This window comes from Methylobacterium sp. J-092 (genome assembly GCF_022829325.1).
Classification (GTDB): domain Bacteria; phylum Pseudomonadota; class Alphaproteobacteria; order Rhizobiales; family Beijerinckiaceae; genus Methylobacterium.
Window position 1 is genome coordinate 1 of sequence record NZ_JAKSXU010000161.1, and the last position, 18010, is coordinate 18010.

The 18010-nt window shown below is 60.9% G+C and carries 18 protein-coding genes and 2 pseudogenes; 6 read left to right on the forward strand and 14 right to left on the reverse strand.

Annotation, left to right across the window (positions count from 1 at the left end):
* Positions 1-123: 123 nt before the first annotated feature.
* The gene (locus MKK60_RS19035) at positions 124-561 is read left to right on the forward strand and encodes a MucR family transcriptional regulator (RefSeq protein WP_243988176.1); all 438 of its coding nucleotides are present in this window, start codon (positions 124-126) and stop codon (positions 559-561) included.
* 49 nt (positions 562-610) lie between these two features.
* Here MKK60_RS19035 and MKK60_RS19040 read toward each other — a convergent pair whose 3' ends face one another.
* The 6 genes and pseudogenes from MKK60_RS19040 to MKK60_RS19065 form a co-directional block, all read right to left on the reverse strand.
* Positions 611-976 (reverse strand): response regulator, encoded by a 366-nt coding sequence (locus tag MKK60_RS19040; protein WP_243988177.1) that lies wholly within the window; start codon positions 974-976, stop codon positions 611-613.
* Positions 977-2658: 1682 nt separating this feature from the next.
* Positions 2659-2769: pseudogene (locus MKK60_RS19045) on the reverse strand (IS6 family transposase); the annotation flags it as partial.
* A gap of 291 nt (positions 2770-3060) precedes the next feature.
* On the reverse strand, positions 3061-3672 hold the full coding sequence (locus tag MKK60_RS19050) for a pilus assembly protein PilZ (protein WP_243988178.1): 612 nt from the start codon (positions 3670-3672) through the stop codon (positions 3061-3063).
* Complete coding sequence (locus MKK60_RS19055; protein ID WP_243988179.1) at positions 3669-6341, reverse strand: EAL domain-containing protein; 2673 nt, start codon at positions 6339-6341, stop codon at positions 3669-3671. The genes MKK60_RS19050 and MKK60_RS19055 overlap by 4 nt, the downstream gene beginning before the upstream one ends.
* On the reverse strand, positions 6338-6682 hold the full coding sequence (locus MKK60_RS19060) for a PilZ domain-containing protein (RefSeq protein WP_243988180.1): 345 nt from the start codon (positions 6680-6682) through the stop codon (positions 6338-6340). The genes MKK60_RS19055 and MKK60_RS19060 overlap by 4 nt, the downstream gene beginning before the upstream one ends.
* A gap of 1141 nt (positions 6683-7823) precedes the next feature.
* Positions 7824-8243, reverse strand: a complete 420-nt coding sequence (locus MKK60_RS19065) for a hypothetical protein (RefSeq protein WP_243988181.1) — start codon at positions 8241-8243, stop codon at positions 7824-7826.
* 521 nt (positions 8244-8764) lie between these two features.
* On the opposite strand from MKK60_RS19065, the gene MKK60_RS19070 reads away from it, so the two are divergent.
* The gene (locus tag MKK60_RS19070) at positions 8765-9931 is read left to right on the forward strand and encodes a CsgG/HfaB family protein (protein ID WP_243988182.1); all 1167 of its coding nucleotides are present in this window, start codon (positions 8765-8767) and stop codon (positions 9929-9931) included.
* A 20-nt stretch (positions 9932-9951) separates the two neighbouring features.
* On the opposite strand, the gene MKK60_RS19075 is transcribed toward MKK60_RS19070, so the two are convergent.
* From MKK60_RS19075 to MKK60_RS19085, 4 genes are all read right to left on the reverse strand, one after another.
* A complete protein-coding gene (locus MKK60_RS19075) occupies positions 9952-10305 on the reverse strand; it encodes a hypothetical protein (RefSeq protein ID WP_243988183.1) in 354 nt (117 codons plus the stop codon).
* A 225-nt stretch (positions 10306-10530) separates the two neighbouring features.
* Positions 10531-11076, reverse strand: coding sequence for a curlin repeat-containing protein (locus MKK60_RS28725; RefSeq protein WP_409567426.1), 546 nt, complete (start codon positions 11074-11076; stop codon positions 10531-10533).
* A 30-nt stretch (positions 11077-11106) separates the two neighbouring features.
* Positions 11107-11373, reverse strand: a complete 267-nt coding sequence (locus MKK60_RS19080) for a hypothetical protein (RefSeq protein WP_243988184.1) — start codon at positions 11371-11373, stop codon at positions 11107-11109.
* Positions 11374-11915: 542 nt separating this feature from the next.
* Entirely contained in the window at positions 11916-12215 is a 300-nt protein-coding gene (locus MKK60_RS19085) for a tyrosine-type recombinase/integrase (RefSeq protein ID WP_313901135.1), read from the reverse strand.
* 543 nt (positions 12216-12758) lie between these two features.
* On the opposite strand from MKK60_RS19085, the gene MKK60_RS19090 reads away from it, so the two are divergent.
* Entirely contained in the window at positions 12759-12974 is a 216-nt protein-coding gene (locus MKK60_RS19090) for a hypothetical protein (protein ID WP_243988185.1), read from the forward strand.
* A gap of 94 nt (positions 12975-13068) precedes the next feature.
* On the opposite strand, the gene MKK60_RS19095 is transcribed toward MKK60_RS19090, so the two are convergent.
* Together MKK60_RS19095 and MKK60_RS19100 are read right to left on the reverse strand one after the other, a co-directional pair.
* Positions 13069-13404 (reverse strand): hypothetical protein, encoded by a 336-nt coding sequence (locus tag MKK60_RS19095; RefSeq protein WP_243988186.1) that lies wholly within the window; start codon positions 13402-13404, stop codon positions 13069-13071.
* 25 nt (positions 13405-13429) lie between these two features.
* The gene (locus MKK60_RS19100) at positions 13430-14905 is read right to left on the reverse strand and encodes a PAS domain S-box protein (protein WP_243988187.1); all 1476 of its coding nucleotides are present in this window, start codon (positions 14903-14905) and stop codon (positions 13430-13432) included.
* A gap of 266 nt (positions 14906-15171) precedes the next feature.
* Here MKK60_RS19100 and MKK60_RS19105 point away from each other — a divergent pair.
* A pseudogene (locus MKK60_RS19105) lies at positions 15172-15342 on the forward strand (IS630 family transposase); the annotation flags it as partial.
* Between the two features lie 22 nt (positions 15343-15364).
* Here MKK60_RS19105 and MKK60_RS19110 read toward each other — a convergent pair.
* Together MKK60_RS19110 and MKK60_RS19115 are read right to left on the reverse strand one after the other, a co-directional pair.
* Positions 15365-15640 (reverse strand): hypothetical protein, encoded by a 276-nt coding sequence (locus MKK60_RS19110; protein ID WP_243988188.1) that lies wholly within the window; start codon positions 15638-15640, stop codon positions 15365-15367.
* A 328-nt stretch (positions 15641-15968) separates the two neighbouring features.
* A complete protein-coding gene (locus MKK60_RS19115) occupies positions 15969-16739 on the reverse strand; it encodes an SDR family oxidoreductase (protein ID WP_243988189.1) in 771 nt (256 codons plus the stop codon).
* A 102-nt stretch (positions 16740-16841) separates the two neighbouring features.
* Between MKK60_RS19115 and MKK60_RS19120 the strand changes: the two genes are divergently transcribed.
* Together MKK60_RS19120 and MKK60_RS19125 are read left to right on the forward strand one after the other, a co-directional pair.
* A complete protein-coding gene (locus MKK60_RS19120) occupies positions 16842-17276 on the forward strand; it encodes a winged helix-turn-helix transcriptional regulator (RefSeq protein WP_243988190.1) in 435 nt (144 codons plus the stop codon).
* A 208-nt stretch (positions 17277-17484) separates the two neighbouring features.
* A complete protein-coding gene (locus MKK60_RS19125; RefSeq protein ID WP_243988191.1) occupies positions 17485-17967 on the forward strand; it encodes a hypothetical protein in 483 nt (160 codons plus the stop codon).
* The last annotated feature ends 43 nt before the right edge of the window (positions 17968-18010 follow it).

Genomic DNA, 18010 nt, shown 5'->3' on the forward strand with positions numbered 1-18010 from the left:
AGCAGCTTCTTCGGACGTGCATGTAGGGACGGCATGCACGTCCGAACCTGTGTGGATCATGGGTTGATTTAAATCACGGATCGGTAGATCTCACGCGGGAGGGGTATTCATAGGACAACCTAAGTGACTGAAGAAAACCGGGGGCAGAACCCCAGAACGCTGGCGCTGGCCAGCGAAATCGTAGCCGCCTACGTTGCGAACAACTCGATCCCGGTCTCTGAACTTCCGAAGCTGATTGGAAGCGTCCAGGCGGCCCTATCGGACCTCCGCAATGGCTCCGGGACAGCGGGCGCCGATGCGCCGGCCGAAGAGGTTGAGAAGCCGACCGCGGCGCAGATCAAAAAGTCCGTCATGCCGGACGCCCTCATCAGCTTCATTGACGGCAAGCGGTACAAGACGCTCAAGCGTCATCTCAGCGGACACGGTCTCGACCCGCATAGCTACAGGGTGAAGTTCGGCCTGCCTTCGGACTATCCGATGGTCGCCACGAGCTACTCGGAGGCCCGGTCTGCTCTCGCAAAAAATATCGGCCTAGGCCGGCCCGGTCGCTCAGCTGCCTGAGCAGGGGTAGCTCGATGTCGCCTCGATCAGCTGACCGACGAGGCGGCTTTCACAGCCCCATGCCACGCGCCGATATGATTCGTCGCGTGGCTTTGACGAGCATCTCGTCCGAGAATGGCTTCGGCATGAAACGCGCCCCCATGGGCAGTTGATCGTCGGCCGGCGATGCGAGTCCAGATACGACAAGAACCGCGATCTCAGGCCACCGTGCCGCGACCGCCTTCGCTAACGTGAACCCGGTCAACGGCTCGCCGGCAAGATCTACGTCTGCGATCATTGCAACGATGTCGGGTCGAGCGTCGAGATGGGCGACCGCAGCCTCGACGCCTGCTGCCTCGGCGAACTCGAAGCCGGCATCACTCAGCGCGGCAGTCATCGTCATTAGCTGGACAGGCTCGTCCTCCACGACCAGCACCGCAGCTCGTGCGTTAGCCTCTCCCATGCGTCGCATCTTCACGTTCCAGTAGAACGGAACGCGCTTGCGGCCGATCCCGCCTCTGCCGCGAGGTTCACGAATGCGAGGTGCGAACCTGCTTCGGGTTACCAAGGCGGAGGTGGCAGCGGCATCTAGGCTCGCTGGCAGATCGCCTTCGCCTACGCGGGGTGCCGGCCGCGCCTCTCCCATGCGCAAGTAGGCCGCCGGCTCTCGATCTTTTTATGTCGCCTCCGAGACGGCGGGCTCACTAATGGCGGGCGTGATCCGGCAACAAATGTAGATCATACAGCTCGACCGACAATAGGCGCTGTCTCTGCACTTCGAGGACGGTGCCGGCCGCGCCCGACAGGTTAGCAGGCCGCCGGCTCTCGGTGTTCATCGTCACCGCCGAGTGGACGAGCCCCCCCCATCACGAAAGGCGACCTGGAGTCGAATATAGAGCTTGCGTCTCGACAAACGGAAGAGGCTCGACTGAACGCGTCCGGCTCCGCATGTCCCGCACCGCGCAGGACATCATCGAGATCAGCCGCGATCTGATCGCCACTCGCGGATCTATGCCGGGTGCGTTTCTCGTATGGATCGAGGTCGAGTTCGGCATAGGCCAGGCTACCGCTTATCGCTTCATCCAAGCGGCGGAGAACATGGGAGATCGACTTATCATGGAGATAAGTCTGCCCGCGACGGTTCTATACGCCCTCGCCTCCGATGGCTGCCGACCTGATCCGCTCCCCCGCCGTCCGCCTTCTGCACGCCCGGCAGGATCACGCGACCTGCCTTCGGCTCGCAGCTTCCTACAGCCTCCGGATCGCGGCCGGCGAGACCGACTAGCGCGAGGCCCACGCCTGGGCGCTCGGCCTCGCCCGGCGCTGGCGCCTGATGGCCGCCGAACTGAGCCAGTCCCACGCGCCGCCGGCCTGATTGGCACCCAAACGGGACTCCACCCCACGCCCCTGACTCCAAACCACCGCCACGAGCCCTCCACGGAGCCCGACCGATGCCGCACGCCCGTGTCCCCGATTTCAGTCAGCCGCTCGGTTCCATCGCTCCGGATGCGGACCGCACGCCCTTCCACCTCGACCCCATTCTCGCGGCCATCGATCGCCAAAGCGAAGCGTGGAGCGTTTTCCAGGCCGCCACCGACGGCGAGGCAATTATCCGCGCCGAGGACGATGCCGACGGCGCCCTGATGGCTCTCCCTGGCACGCCCTGTGGGACGCGCGGGGGCATGCTCTGCCTGATCCAGCACTTGCGCTGGTTCTTGGCTAAGGAGGCTCTGAACGCCGGAGGCCACGGCGATGCCTGGGCCGTCACGCAGGCTCGGGAGGGCGATCTATCCCGGTGCCTCGGCGTAGAGCCGGTTCAGCGCCTCCCTATAGCCCTGCCGTTCGGCCGCCTACTCGGGACCGACGATAGATCTACGCCCGTCCCTGCCGCCGACCAGACGCGTCGGGCGCGCGCTGGCCGCCCTCGTCATCATCGGCGGCGGCTGCGTCCTGACCGGCTTCGCCTCCCTGCTCTGAACCTACCCCGCCACCTTCGCGGACCGGATGGCTCGCATACCCCCCATGGAGATCCCCATGCGTCCTTCTACGAAGCAACAGATCATCGAGACCGGTAGCTCAACCGCACGCGAGCATGCCGATGCCCTGCGAGCGCGGCTAGCGCAGGTACCAGGAGACGGCCTGCACGATGAGCGTCGCCTCGTAGTGCCAGCCTTTGAAGTCGGCCTTGGAGCGCTGTTTCAGCTTCGCAGCGATGGCGGACAGGATCATAGCCGACTCCTGGGCGGAGGCGGCAAGCTGGTCAGGGATGCCTAACGATCCGTGAACGAAGGCACGTTCGCGTTTGCGACAAGCCCCGCCCGCGAGTGACGCTCCCGAGACGAGATACCGGGCTCAGAACAAACATCTCTTAAATCCCCGGCGTCCTCGTGGGTCACCCTCAGCAAGAATGGATCACGCTCGAATGTGTGATGCTCTCGCCTTTGGGCTGCCACTTGCAGCCCACACCATCGGTCGAGCGTTGTGCTGACGTCGCAACTGAAGACGCAGGCCCCTTCCAAGCTAGAGCCGGATGCTCGTATTGAACGTGCCCTCGCTGAACGGTAGCCGGAACTTGACTGCAATTACCGTATCCATGACTCGCACCACGCTTGCGTAGCGCTTCCCCACCGTCACGGACGCTCCAACTTCCGTAGTGGTGGAAAACGGCAGTTGGATTTTTGCCCCGGTCCTCGATACGTCGAGGATCAATCCATGGAGACCGCGTTCCTCGGGCAAGCTCACGATCACGTCGCGGTACTCGGGTACGATCCGCAGTGCTGCCCGTTGTTCTGCTGTCCATGCCGCTCGGGACGTATGCCACGCCAAACGTACGGTGATGCGCGCTCGGCGTTCGGCACTAAGCGTTGGATGTAGGGTGAACCCCTGCGTGTCCGTTATACCAATCCGGCCAGGCAAGGCGCCGAGTTTATCGAGGTAGCATACCGCAGCATCACGCGGGCGACCGGGCGCTGGCGTCTGGATTGCAACCGCGTCGAGGTCGTCGATCCGCGCTTGGCAGAGGTACTCTGGTCCGCCCTCAACCATCACGCGGCCGGACAGGATCAAAGCGTCGACTGCATCTGTGTTCTCGGTCGATTGAACGACCGTCGCATTGTTACCCAAGCCGCTCATGCCGCCACCAGCGCGCGCGGCAGCTGCAGGTACGCCAGTGCCTCGTCGGCGGGGAGCGGTCTGCTGAACAGGAAGCCCTGTACCTCGTGGCACCCCTCCCGGCGGACCAGGTCGAGCTGCTCGGCAGTCTCTACCCCTTCGGCGACGATGCCCATGCCAAGGCGCTCACCGAGGCTAACCACCGCCCGCACGATCGCGGCTGCGTCCGGGTCGGCGATGTCACGGATGAATGCGCGGTCAATCTTCAGCTTGTCGAACGGGAAGCGGCGCAGGTAGCTCAGGGACGAGTAACCGGTGCCGAAGTCGTCGAGCGCGATGCGTACGCCCATGTCGCGGAGCCGGTGCAGGCAAACGATAGCCGCGTCGGCATCCTGCATCAGCACGCTCTCAGTCACCTCCAGCTTGAGCCGATTGGGTGATAGCCCGCTGGCGGCCAAAGCGGCCAGCACCGCCACCTCCAAACCCTCGCGCCGCAGCTGCACTGCCGAGACGTTGACTGCGACGCGAACGTGCGCCGGCCAGTTCATCGCCTCCCGGCACGCCTCCTGCAGCGCCCAGGCGCCGAGCGGCACGATCAGTCCGGTCTCCTCGGACACCGGGATGAATACGCCTGGTGAGATCTCCCCCCGGGTCGGATGACGCCAACGCATCAGAGCCTCGAAGCTGACGACGGCCCCCGTGTCAGCTTGCACGACCGGTTGGTAGACGAGACGGAACTCCCCGCGCCTGATCGCATCCCTCATGTCGAGGCCGAGTTGGCCGTGCGTGGCGATGCGGGCGCCCGCTTCGGCACAGAACTCGCGGTACGTGTTCCGGCCTGCCGCCTTAGCCTCGTACAGCGCGATGTCGGCGCGCTTGAACAGTTCGTCGGATCCGACGTCACCGTCGCTGCAGACCGTGAACCCGATGCTGACGCCGATCTCGACGCTTCGTCCATCCAGGTCGATCGGCTCGCTCACCGCCGCGATCAGACGGTTGGCGATGGCGTCGGCGGAACACGGCTCGGCGAGATGTGGAACGACGATCGCGAACTCGTCGCCACCCAGCCGAGCGACGGTGTCGTAGGAACGCAGGACCGCCTGCATCCGCTCGCCCACGACGCGGAGAAGGGTGTCGCCCGCCGGGTGGCCGAAGCTGTCGTTGACCGCCTTGAACCGGTCCAGATCACAGGCCAAGATGGCGAAGGGAGTGTGGTTGCGGGCGGCGTAGCCGAGCGCTTGGTTCAGGCGGTCGTGGAGCAGCGCCCGGTTGGGCAAGCCGGTGAGTGCGTCGTGCAGCGCCATGTGCCGCATCCGCTCCTCGGTCTCGCGGTGGGCCGTAACGTCGCGCAAAGCGGCGACGTATCCCGTTGCACGACCGCTGCTGGGATCGAGCATCAAGCTTACCGATGCCTCGATCCAGATGTAGCGCCCATCCGCATGGCTGTGGCGCACCCGGCAGGTTCCGGGGGCCTGACCATCCACGAGCTTGGCCCAGTGATCGGCGAAAACCTCTCGATCGTCAGGGTGGAGGTGCTCGACCGGGTCAAGCCCGATAAGTTCCTCCGGCTCGTAGCCAAGCACGGTTCGAGCGGCCGGGGACACATACATGGGGGACTTGTCCAGACTGCCGAGAACGAACACGTCCGTGACGTTGTCGGCAAGCAGCTGGATCTGCTTGTCGGCGACCTGACGCCGTTCGGTCTCACGGGCCAGAAGCAAGAGGGCGCTGACGAGAACCAGTGCTAGGCCACCGCCGAGCACGCCCTGAACGAGTGCCATGTTACGCCAGGGAACGAGCACCTCGCTTTTTGACAACGAAGCCGTCACGTAGAGCGGGTAGCCATCCATAAAGCCATGTGCGATGACACGCTCGTTTGCAGTCGTGATGCCGGTCGCCCAGAATGGCTTGGTATCGTTCATGGCGGCGTGGTGGCGGTAGTTGTCCGAAGTGCCGAAGTTTCTCCCAACGAACTCGGACGCGTGCGGCGAACGCACGAGCAGGGTGCCATCGGCGCGCCACAGGCTGAGGATTGAACCCGGTTCATTGTCGACGGAGTCGTAGACATCCTGGAACGTATCGACATTGAGCATAGCCTGGACCGCGCCGGCGAAGCTGCCATCCGGTCCGACCAAGCGGCGGGCGATCGGCAGCATGGGCTTGTCGCTTAGACTGCCAACGATTGGGCGACCGACAGCCACGCCGTCCCCGATCTGATCACGCAGGGTCTGAAAGTAGTCCCGCTTGTGTACGTCGAGGGCTCGAACTGGGAACGCGGCGGCCTCGGCTACCGCGCGGCCTTCGCTGTCGATGACGCTGATGTTGCCGAGGTCGCGCGATCGAGCAAGCTGTTCACGCAAGGCGATGTGCATCGCCTCGGATCCCAAATCACGAGCATGGCTTGCGACGAGGGAGGCAATGATACGTAGGCGTTCGTCTGTGATTTCGATGGTGCGGGCGGCATGGTGTTTCAAAGTGAGGGCAGTGTTGGCGACTTCACGCTCGGCGTCAGCGAGTTCATGAGCTCGATGTGCCAATAGGGTATGCCCGAAGAATGCGGGGATGATGATGCCGACGGCAAGCGCCGACAGACGCAGACGCCGGCTATGACCGATCGTGCGCAGCGAGCGGCGTACAAGGAGGCGAGACATCCAAAGGCCGAATGGCATGCGTAGACGAGATGCGATCATGGCCGTATCCGTTCATCGAAATTGTCCGCTGTGAATGGCTCGACGAACTGGACGGCGATGCCGCCCTCAATCGCCCGTACAACGGTGGCGAAACGCGATCCGATGCGAACAAGCGCGCCGACAAAAAGCCCGGGATTGGGGCGCAACGTGATTTTAGCGCCGGACACCGAAATATTGAGGATCGTCCCCGCCAGAACGATAGTCTCAGCAAGGCGAACTTCGACGGACTGGTGAAATGGAACGAGTCGGGGCGCACTACGTAGCTTCCGGATCTGAGCTGCCTGAACAGTGTAGGATTCCAGCTGCGCGGCAAACTTGTCCCGGTGGCTCTGCTTGATCATGAACTCTAACATGATCCCTCGGAGAGTTGGCTCTACAACCTTCCCAACAAGAATGCCGACGTTGTCGAGGACACAGACGACAACCTGCCCCGGAACGGGTTTGGCCTGGACACTGATCTCTCCCCGCAAAGGGGAGCGCATCACGACGGTACAGGGAACTTCCTCGCCGTTAGGAAGCAGCGCGCGTCCTGTGATGGGTTCACTAGGTTGCGTCATTTGAGCGTTATGCGATCGCGCGCAATCGATGGGGAGGGATTTCTCTGCCCCGGATCTTTCTTGTGCCATCCCCCGCCTGTCTATTGAAAGCTGATGACAGGCACGCTTGGGCAATCGAGCTGCGTACCTATAGCTTGTAATACATATGATTTATGTTGCCATTTTATTTCTAAAAGGTAAATGCAATCATAGATTGGCTTCACCGCAGCCAAACGTGACTAGCGCCAAAGAGAGAGAATATTCTCCGCGGTGAACCCAATCAAAAAATCGTGATAGTTGATGTATAATAGTAAGTAGTCGCAATAGGGCGACGAAGCCAAGGGGCTGTGGGTTCGGCATCGCATCTCCATCGCGCATGCGCTTAAGTTGCTCATCCCCGGGCGACCCAGCACATACCACTGGAAAAACGATCGCTTTCTTGTGAGTAGGCTGCAGCTCGCAGTTCGGCATTAGCAGCTGCCAAAGCAATCTCTCGTTCAGACAATTTAATGCCTGGCCGGTTCGACTCTGTCAGCCGCTCGGCGACGATACATTCGGCCGCCTTAGGCTGAATTAGCTACCGAACGGCGGCCCACACGCGCTGCAGCCATCAGCTGCCAGCTATCACGCCGCATAGATAGCTCTATACCCCTCGTGGATCCGTATAGTAAAATAGTGAAAGAACCAATCAAATGATTATATTTCAAATGAAAACAGTCCTGACAACGGCCTAGAAAATCTTCGCATCATAACTCGAGATATGGTATCTCATTAATGAACGCATGATACCGTGGACAATTAATTCATAGTTCACGATAACTGCGTCATCTCGAGATTAAGAGGTTGTCATTCTCGGGTAGGAATTAAGATGTGAGGTTCTGGCCTGCCCCATTTGGTGGTTAAAGGTTCAAAATTAGTGCATCGTCGGTCGTATGGCTGCGGCCATTCAGTTGAGCTGCAGCCGCGATCCATCACCCCGGGCCAACGCTCGACCAACCTTGAACAGGGCAGCTTTGACCTCCCTCAAACCTGACGTCGCATCGTGCTGCTCCATTAGCGAGTGTACGATGAGGAGGTGATCCGCGATGGTGTCGAGGGGCGACACGGCCTGCGTAGCTGTGTGGGTCGGCGGCGGGATGAACCTCTCGATCCCACGGTACGCTGGGATTTCACGCGCCTCAGTTGGAGCAAATTCGGTCACGCCCGCCTCTTTCGACGCATCGCCGTAAAAGACAGCCCGCGAACTATCAGGTTTGAGCCGCCAATCACCTGCGTGCGTGAAGCCGCCGACGATCAGCCAAGCCGCGTGGTTCTCGATCAAAAGTATAGCTGCCAGCAAGAAATTTAAGGTATCTGGAGGCGCCATTTCGTATCGCGGTAGGCGTCCGAGGTCGAACGCTCAGATGCACCCTGCGGCTTGACGCCAGTATTAGTTGTAGGTGTGGCCTTCGCCGCCGGGCTCATAGCGTCACGTCCTTGAGGAGGACGACGCTCCTGTCGCTGCTTCTGTGCTGTCGGATCAAAGGTAGAGGCGGGCCGAGATTGCTGCGCACTCTCGATACATAAGCGCTGCGCAGTTGGGTCAGCGATGAGCGAGCAACTTGCAACATCGTTTGTTGCAGGAGCTTGCGCCGAAGCGTTTCCAATCCACAAAGCCAACAAGGGGGAGGCGACCAGCTGACGGATCGGCATAGTTACGAACTTCGATCTGGGCATATAAGTTAACCATGCCTTAATGGGGTTGGGATCGCCTCTGGAAGGGCTATCTTCAGCGAGCATGATTGTTCACATGTCTATATGGAGGTTCATAATAAATTAAGCTTACTTCGAGATTAACGGTTTATGGGGTTGAATAAGAACACTGACGACCATCGGAGGTCAAACAGTATGAAACGCATACGCGCGTTGGCCGCCGGCTTGCTGGCCCTGGGACTGTCCTCCGGTCTCGGGGGGTGTGCACGATACGATTATACCGGCTCGCTGGGCATCCGACCGGTGACCGGCAGCCTGACCAATATGGGTCAAGCGCTTGCAGCGCTGCCACCCGCTCCGTCTGCGCCTTTAAGCGTTGCCGTCTACGACTTCCAGGACCTTACCGGCCAGAATAAGTCGTCCTTCAAAGTCGGTTTCCCGGAATTCTCACGGGCGATCACGCAGGGTTCATCGACGATCTTAGTGGATGCACTGAAAACGGCGGGCAACGGCTGCTGGTTCAACGTCGTGGAGCGCGGCTACCTCGACAGTCTGCTGCGCGAGCGCAAGCTCATCCAAGACACCTACGCCTTCCTCAAGCGTGATCCAAAGGACTTGATCGATCCCCTGAAGTTTGCCGAGTACATTGTCACCGGCGGCGTGGTTTCCTATGACTCACCCACCCAGGTTGCGAGCGGCAGTGTGCTGTTTGCTGGCTATGGTGGTGGCGTCAACCATAGCAAGGATCTTGTCACGATCAATTTGCGTCTAGTCCGCGTGCGCGACGGTGTCGTGCTCACCTCGATCAACGCCTCACGGCCGATCGTGACCGCTGGGGGTAATGCTAGCGTAACCCGCCTTCTCGGTGGCCGCGTCCTTGACGCCCAGGTCTCGGCCAGCGTTCAGGAGGCGGTCCAGACGGCCGTACGCGAGGCGATTGAGGCGGGTGTCCTGGAACTTGTTCGACAGGGTGACCAGCGGGGAATTTGGCTCCGCAAGATCGTACCCTCGCCGACAGCCGCCCGAGAGAAGTCATCTCCTGTGCATGGTCTGATCGGAGTTCCGAACACGGTCGCGCAACCCGTGCGGACTGGGTCGATTGTCCCGCCTGCCGAAACGCTTCAGAGTAATTCAAAACCTTCGACGGTAGACACGCTGCTCGGATCTGAGAAGCGTGAAGCGGCGACGCCCGTGAAACTTTCAGATCGCATAGCTTCTGCCGATACGACCCGTTCGACAAAGCCACCATTCGTTCTCGAAGGCCGGCCGGTCGGGCTGCTAGGGTCTCTTGATACGTTCGCAGAACCTCCGAAGCCGATCTTCACCAGACCTGAGGCCGCAAAACTTGCCATGCTCCAGTAGGTGTGAAGTACGACGGCCCCTCAAGGCATCGCGATCTGCTGGCTGCGTGCGACATTGACCGAGCCCTGCTGGCGCAGGTCGAGGTTGGGCGCTGTTCCGAGTTGGTAGATCGAGGCGCGGTTGCTGAAACCTGTCTGTGTGGCACTCAGGGGCACGGGGTCGGGGCCAATTGCGACGATCTCGGTCACGGTGGTTCGGCCTGTCGTCGCTGTGAGCGTGCTAGAGTGCGTGTGGAACGGGCTTCGTTCCTGGATAACGTACAGAACGTTTTTCGCGTTTGCCTGCTGGACTACAAGGCTCTCGGCGGCAGTAGTTGGGGCAGCCGCCGCCAGAACGTTGAAGGCAAGGCAAACGCCCAGAACCGTGCGCGTCATCGATTGCTCCCACTGAAAGTAGGAAGCCTCGCTCACTCGCGTAAACGATCAGATAGAGACTATTGCGGGCGATGTGTCTGAATGGGTCGGTATGCAGCAGCGACACCCATATGAGAGCTGGTGCTGAAAAGGTGCGCTACGCGTGAGCGACCGACTCGTACTCCGCTGAAGAGTGCGCTACCGTCTGGACCATTAGTCAGCCAAAAAGCGTATAATGACAGGCCTTTACGGCATCTGCTGACGGAGGTTTGGGGCCAGCATATTTGGGGACTGGTTGATGAAGGCCGAGTTCGTTCGACCACTCTGATTGATGGTCGCACTCGTGCTCGGACCAACCTGCCAGACGCCGGCCATGTTCGCCTCACCAGTCTGTCTGACCGTTACCGGACGGACCTGGGGGCCAACTTGGATGACACCATAGACATTAGCCTGTCGCATCTGCGTGACGGTCAACGATTGCGCGGAAGCCGAAGCTGCAGTTAGCCCCGCTACGAGACCGGCGATGGCAGTCGCTCCCCTCATGACAGATCCTTGTGCTTGGCGTCGGGATGCACCTGAGCCCGATCGTAATCTTTGAATGAGGCCCAGTGCTTGGGCCGTTGGTACTGAGTCATGGCCGTTCGGGACGATGGCTCGATACTCGATCGACAACCGATCAAAGCCGCATCGTTCAATGATCTCTTGAAGAGCTTCATTGAACGATGCGGCTTGACGAGCGCAAGCCATCTCGCGCTGAGACGATGACGTCGAGCCCCTTGCTGTCAAAGGCATTGCAAGAGGCTCGCATCAACGCATCGCGTATCAGGGCATCTGGATGACGCGAGCACCGTTGAACACACCGCTCTGGCCGATGCCGGCGGCATTGTCGTAGCCGCGCTGAACAGCCGTTGCACGGTTCACGTAGCCACTCTGGGTGGTCAGCGAAGTGTTGTAGCCGCCGCGCTGGGAGGTAAAGGCGCCATTGTAAACACCGTTCTGGCTGATAATAGCCGTGTTGCTACCAGCAAAAGCAGTCGAAGACGCGATCAGGGAAACAACACCAGCGGCGAGGAGCGCACGGAACGACATAGATTGAACCTCCACATAAGGGTATTTTTGGAATTATTATTGCTGCCATCAAGCAACGGCTGAATGTTTAAGGATCTTTTAACCGCTGCGCAACTGTTAATATTTTGAATTAAGATGGGCCTCATACATAGTTGAATCGTTCACATTGCGATTATCGGCAAGACTGTCGAGTGAAGCGAGATCGTTGATTTGCGCAGCCTATTAGAAATCGGATGCGCTGCAGTCGCGGCATAATTGCAATTTATATATCTTATATTGCAGATATACTATAATTTAACCATTAGTTGCCGTATGAAGATCATTTATGCTCCAATTTTGCCAGGCATGGCGACGGAATACATTGTGATCTGCCCGACGTCGCACCAGGACCGCCAAATGATGTAAGCCGTGCTGACGGAACTGCGTAGTTTGCAGCGAGGGCAACAGTTCGAGATTTGCGAACCAAGGGAAGATAGGTGTGCTTGATACCTTCGGTTTATCGCTTGCGGCTGGAGTTCAGAGGAACCCGCTCCCCGAGTGCCCTTTGAAGGCGTTTGTCCGCCTCAGACCCCTAGGAAACGAGCCGAGCTTTCCGACGGCCGAGCATGTAGGTAGCGTCCCGTCGTCGCCACCGAGGCGTGCTCGACTGTCGCTTGGACAAGATGGATCGGCGCCCCGCGGTCCAGGCTGTGCGAGGCATGAGCGTGCCGAAGCCAGTGTGCCGAGACTTCGGTCGGCAGCCCTGCCCGCGTCACAGCCGCCTTCACAACACGATGCATCGCGCTTGGATCAAGCGCCCCTCCCTTACGTGAGAGGAACACGGGGGCATCCGGCCCGGCCTCGCCGCGCAGGGTCACAAGCACCTTCTACGTCGCGGCCGACAGCAGGACCGCCCGTGTCTTGCCGCCCTTACCGAATATCGTCGCCTGTCCCGGACGACATTCGACGCGATGCAAGAGGGCGTCGGATGTAAAATAAGGGGGGTGATCCCATCCTTTGGTGGCCTTATCCTCGCCGTGATGCCGCGCTTATCTTGCCAAAACCCAACCGACTGTGAGGCCGTTGGCCGCGGTGGACCCTGCCGCCGCTGCGATGCCGGGGCGATCGCTCAACGTGCCGTCGCGCTTCGAGAGCGTATCCAGGCCAACCAGGCTGAGGGCCTTCCGCCATATGCCCCCCGTATCGCAACCACCCCGAGGGGGCGGATCGAAGTGGAGGGGGCACTGTGAGCGCTTGAAGGGCTGGCAGAGGGCAGGGGTGCCCGCCATTCTAGCGAACATTAGTTTACTGGCATTCAACGCCCCATCAGGATGGTCCGAGCCTCGGCCACGTCGCCCCGTTCACGCTCCCCGAGCAGCGCGGCAATCTCGGCATGCCAGGCCAGCCAGCGCAGGATGAAGTGCAGTATGAAGCGACTGGTCAGCCACTCGATGATGTCAGGCGCGCGCTTCCCGCTCCGCCTCAGCAGTTACGAACGCGAGGCACCGGGCGCGGGCTTGTCTTTCGTCAATGGTGTCGAAGGCTCGCGTGAGAGCGAGTGTTTCCGCTGTCCGACCGTTCAGCTCTTCCGCATCAAACAGAGCCACTACAGGCTGATCCAGGGCGCGAGCGATGCGCTCTAGACTTTCGCGTACATCAGCAAGGTCACGAGGTTGTTGGGGCATGACGGCACAACGTCTTTAATATGCAAAATGACAAAGTATTTTAGTTTATCTTCTACACGCCAGTATTCTCCATTCGGCGCAGTAGCTCTGTACCACACCGGATCAATAACCCTATCTCCGCCAGCGCCTGGATGGACGCCGCTTCGAGGGCAGCAGTGGGGCGACCTAGGTCTGGATGCGCCCGCAACGAGGGCGCACGCAGGTTCTCGATCGCCGAGAGCAACGTGTCCTGCTGAGCACGCAAACCATCGAGCAGCAGCCGGACCCGCGTACCGTCATGGAACGCGCTTGCAGCGTTGGCTGTCAGCACCTTCTCGACGGCGTCGGAGCGGATGTTCGTCATCGGCGGTTTGAACCGGCCTTTGAGAGGAATGACAGTCGCGCTCATGTGATCCTCTCGTATCTCGGTGGAGTCACGCCACGGCTTGCGAGGCTTGGCGCACCTGCCGGGTCGCAACATCGACCTGCTCGCTCGCCCGGGCGATGTCCTCCATGCTGCTGGCGATCGTCGTCACGCCGTGCGCGGCCGTCTGCATGCTGCCCGACATCTCTCGCGTGACCGCAGACTGTTCCTCGACCGCAGCGGCGATGGCGCCCGACACCTCATCAAGCGATCGGATCGTCGCCTGGATCGAGCCGATGGCGTCCACGGCCTCGCGCGTAGCCGTCTGCGTCGCCTGGATCTGTCCGCGGATCTGATCGGTCGCCTTGGCGGTCTGCTCGGCCAGCGCCTTCACCTCGGAGGCGACAACGGCAAAACCCTTGCCCGCGGCGCCAGCTCGCGCTGCTTCAATGGTGGCGTTGAGGGCCAGCAGGTTGGTCTGCGAGGCGATGCCCTGGATCATCGTCACCACCTCGCCAATCTGCGCCGCCTGGGTGCTCAAGCCCGCAACGATGCTGCCCGTGCGCTGCGCCTGCTCAACCGCCTGTCCGGCCATCCGTGCAGCATGGCTTACCTGCTGGCTGATCTCGCCGACTGAGGCTGAGAGCTCTTCGGCGCCCGAGGCGACGGACTGGATGTCGTTCGAGACCTGCCCCACCGTACCGGCGGCCTCAGCCGTTTGCCGGGTGACATTCTCGACGGCTTGCCCGATCGCATCGAGGTCGGTGCCGATCGCGTGCTGCGCTTCGATCCGGCGCTGCCGCTCGTGCACTTGGGCGCTGATGTCGGTCGCGAACTTCACCACCTTGAACGGGACGCCGTCCCGGTCGCTGATCGGGTTGTAGGTTGCCTGGATCCACACTTCTCGACCGCCCTTGGCGATCCGGCGGAACTCGCCAGCTGCGAACTCGCCCCGTCCGAGTTGACCCCAGAAACTGCGATAGGCTTCTCCGGTTCGTTCGTTCGCATCAACGAACAGGCTGTGATGCTGACCGCGGATCTCGTCGAGCCGGTAACCGACTGCGTTGAGGAAGTTGGCGTTGGCGGTCAGGATGGTGCCGTCGAGGGTGAACTCGATGACCGCCTGCGAGCGGTTGAGGGCGGCAAGCTGGCCTTCCTGGTCAATCGCGCGCTGCACCAGCGCCGTGATGTCGGAGGCGAATTTGACGATCTTGCTGACCCGACCGGCGCGGTCGAGGACTGGACTGTAGGTTGCCTGGATCCACACCTCGTGACCGTCCTTGGCGACACGCTTGAACTCACGGGTCTGCGGCTCACCGCGGCGTAGTGCATCCCAGAACGCGCGATAGGCCGGTGCGTCGCACTCCAACGACGTGACGAGGGTTCGGTGGTTCTGACCCTTCAGTTCGGCCAGCGTGTAGCCGACGAGACCGAGGAAGTTGGCGTTGGCATCGAGGATCGTGCCATCGGGGGCGAACGCGATGCGGGCGCGTGAGCGGTCGATGCTGTCGAACAACGCGCGTAAGGGGGTGTCGAACAAGCGCACCGGCGGGCTCCATGCGGATAGATTGGACCTGTTCCGCCTGTCATGCCGGATTATAATCAATAATTCCCTAATCTATAGCTCAATCACGGAATCGCTATCATCATAAAATTCTGCGAGAAACCAATCAATTGATCATAACAAGCTTGGAGACTGCATTCGATGGCTTCAGTTGCGCATCGCCCAAATTGGAGGCCCTTGCGAGACTATCTAGGATGATTGGTAAGCCGGCCACCGCTGGGTGGAGTGGAGGAGGAAGCGCCCTACAGCCCGACTTCAACCCCATCGAGATGGCGTTCTCAAAGCTGAAGGCGCTGCTGAGTAAAGCTTCCGAACGCACCATTAAGGGACTGAGGTCGGTCATCGGACGCCCCATCGACACCATCACCCCAGACGAGTGCGCCAACTTCTTCAAAGCCGCAGGATACGAACCAGATTAAACCGAAAACGCTCTGGGGCCTCTCAGTGCCCGCCTTTCAAAGCGGCAACTTCTCGCCAGCTATCGATCCATCGACATGAAGCGTTCCATAAACCGCATCCCGTCCCATAGCTCGACCCCATGGCCATATCCGTGTCGCCGTCCATGCGGTCGAGGACCGCGATAATGTGGTCGGCGGCATCAAGGGCGGTTTGTAGAGCCTCACCGAGGCGGGTGCGGATCTCAGCCTCCGCCATCGGCTCCGGTTCGACGGGAGCGGCCACTTTGGGCCGCAGGGTGAACGTGAGCACATTGCTCATGATCAAACCTCCCCACCGGTGTTGGACGGTTGATTGCCCTCCGCCACGACGGCTGAGGCTTCACCCTCGCGACACAGGCGGTCCGCATCGTCTCGAATTGCGGTCAGGTAATCAGCAGGGGCCGCGCCTGTTAGCAAATGTTAGCGTCAGCAAGACCGACACCGACGCGATGTTATGTTGGATAAACGACCGTTTTCCCGACTTGTACGGCTGCGTGCAGCAATGCCCGAGAAAGGTGGGAAGCAGTCCTTGCTGGCGCGGCCGAAAGAAGACCTCGCTTTGCGGGGATAAACGGCGGAGCATGGATCGTCGACCGCGCCCTTCGTTCTTACTGCTGCGCCTCACGGGCCTTGCGGGCCATCTCGTTGAGGGTCGTCACCGCTTCGTCGAAGCGGTGTTCCGCCTCGGCTTGACGCTGGAAGCCGACCCGTTGCACCAGGATTTCACGCGGGGTCGGATGCTGCTGGAAGAGCGACATGACCTCGTCGATGAAGTCGGCCAGTGGCAGGTATCCCTGGCGTGTCGCCTGTCCCGGGGTGAGGTCGGTCTGCACTGCCGGCGGCACCAGCTCGATGACCTCGACCTTGCCCTTGAGCGCCTCGCGCAGCGCGACCGTGTAGCTGTGCAAGGCGGCCTTGGTCGCCGAGTAGGTCGGGGCAGACACGAGAGGCACGAAGGCTAGTCCGGAGGTGACGTTCACCAGGGCAGCATCGGGCTGCCGGCCGAGATGCTCGATCAGGGCGTCGGTCAGCCGGATGGGGCCGAGTAGGTTGGTGATGACCGTTGCCTCCGCGGCGGAGAGGTCGCGAGGCTGGTCCAGCGCCTCGGAGCGCATGATCCCGGCGTTGTTGATGACCACGTTGAGGGCCGGGTGCTCGGCCGTCACGCGTCGTGCGAAGTCGGCCACGCCCTCAGCGCTGTCGGCATCGAACGCCATGGCATGCATGTTCGGACGTCCGGCAATCGTCCGCTGCAGCGCCTCCGTCCGCCTGCCGGCGATGATGACGATGTTGCCAAGGTCGTGGAAGCGTTGGGCGAGGGCTTGGCCGATGCCGGAGCCGCCGCCGGTGATGAGGATGGTGTTTCCTGACGTCTTCATGTGGGCGACCTTCGTTGTTGTCGCTCATAGGGTTATGGCTCATGCTCTCCGTACCGAAGTAGGCACCGAAAAGATTTATACGCACTAAATGGAGAGTGTCGCATGCGTCGGGCAGAAGCCGATCCACGGATCGAGGCGCGTCGGAAGGAACCGGTCCCAACCGAGACCGATCCGGCCATCGAGGCGTTGGTCCAGGACATCATCGGCAAGGTGGCCGACAAGTGGACCATGTTGATCCTCGAAGCCCTGCACGAGCGCGGCACGCTGCGTTTCACCCAACTCGGCAAAGCGGTCGGCCGCATTAGCCAAAAGATGCTGACCCAGACAGTTCGCCAGATGGAACAGGACGGGTTGGTGCGTCGGACGGTGCACCCGGTGATCCCGCCCCATGTGGACTACGCGCTGACACCGCTCGGCGAGAGCCTCGGTACCGCATTCTGTGGTGTTTGGATCTGGGCTGAGACGCACCATGCCGAGATCAAGCGGGCACGCGAGGCTTTCGCGTCGCGAGAGTGCCGACGACCCATCCAGGCGTGACTCCATCTCACCCAGAAGCTGAATGCAGCCCCCGAATTTGAATTAGGGAGTTTGCAAGCGGACCTTCCGAAGGTCTGTGAAGGGTCGATAGTGATCTGAATGACGTGTCAGGTATCCAACTGTTTTCCCGACAATTTCAGACGGTTTCGGTAACGTCTCCGAACCAGTCTGGCCTTTTCTCGTGCTGGTAGGTTCGGTAAATGCCCCGATGCTTCTCGTGACCGACCGCCAAAGGATCGAACTCGCAGTTCCCGCCTATCTCCTCTATGCGCTCACGGGGGCGCCGAACGTGTTCGTTCCAGCTGATCCGGACCTCGTCGCGAGAGCCGAGGCAGATGTCGCCGAACTGCGCAGGAACCTGCGGACTGCCTGTCTGGAGCCGTTTGCCGATCTGACGCCCTCCAAAAGGCAGGCACTCATACGTCCCCTCGAACGCCTCAAGCGGTTGATGACGGCCGACTGGCACGAACGCCCGGCACTGAGCCTCATGCTGATGCTCTGGTGCTTCCTCAAGGATCTCACCAACCGCGAGGTTCTGATCCTGTGGGAGGACTCGGCGATGGATCGGGCAACGCGAAAGCTGAGGCCGATGTGCGAGCATGGCTCCGAGAAGCAGGACGACGGCGTTGCAGCCCATGAGCACGCAGGCGGGCTGCTCACGCGCTTCCAGGCGGAGGAACTGTACCGCTGATCTCCGGCCTACACTCGCAGCTGCAACCGCTTCCGACCCTTCG

Coding starts and splice junctions, on each gene's coding strand:
- MKK60_RS19080 (WP_243988184.1), bottom strand. CDS start 11,373: ATGTCGTTCCGTGCGCTCCTCGCCGCTGGTGTTGTTTCCCTGATCGCG.
- MKK60_RS19120 (WP_243988190.1), top strand. CDS start 16,842: ATGCGTCGGGCAGAAGCCGATCCACGGATCGAGGCGCGTCGGAAGGAA.
- MKK60_RS19095 (WP_243988186.1), bottom strand. CDS start 13,404: ATGAGCGCGACTGTCATTCCTCTCAAAGGCCGGTTCAAACCGCCGATG.
- MKK60_RS19090 (WP_243988185.1), top strand. CDS start 12,759: ATGAAGCGACTGGTCAGCCACTCGATGATGTCAGGCGCGCGCTTCCCG.
- MKK60_RS19060 (WP_243988180.1), bottom strand. CDS start 6,682: ATGATCAAGCAGAGCCACCGGGACAAGTTTGCCGCGCAGCTGGAATCC.
- MKK60_RS19110 (WP_243988188.1), bottom strand. CDS start 15,640: ATGAGCAATGTGCTCACGTTCACCCTGCGGCCCAAAGTGGCCGCTCCC.
- MKK60_RS19055 (WP_243988179.1), bottom strand. CDS start 6,341: ATGATCGCATCTCGTCTACGCATGCCATTCGGCCTTTGGATGTCTCGC.
- MKK60_RS19125 (WP_243988191.1), top strand. CDS start 17,485: ATGCTTCTCGTGACCGACCGCCAAAGGATCGAACTCGCAGTTCCCGCC.
- MKK60_RS19050 (WP_243988178.1), bottom strand. CDS start 3,672: ATGAGCGGCTTGGGTAACAATGCGACGGTCGTTCAATCGACCGAGAAC.
- MKK60_RS19070 (WP_243988182.1), top strand. CDS start 8,765: ATGAAACGCATACGCGCGTTGGCCGCCGGCTTGCTGGCCCTGGGACTG.
- MKK60_RS19115 (WP_243988189.1), bottom strand. CDS start 16,739: ATGAAGACGTCAGGAAACACCATCCTCATCACCGGCGGCGGCTCCGGC.
- MKK60_RS28725 (WP_409567426.1), bottom strand. CDS start 11,076: ATGCCTTTGACAGCAAGGGGCTCGACGTCATCGTCTCAGCGCGAGATG.
- MKK60_RS19075 (WP_243988183.1), bottom strand. CDS start 10,305: ATGACGCGCACGGTTCTGGGCGTTTGCCTTGCCTTCAACGTTCTGGCG.
- MKK60_RS19065 (WP_243988181.1), bottom strand. CDS start 8,243: ATGGCGCCTCCAGATACCTTAAATTTCTTGCTGGCAGCTATACTTTTG.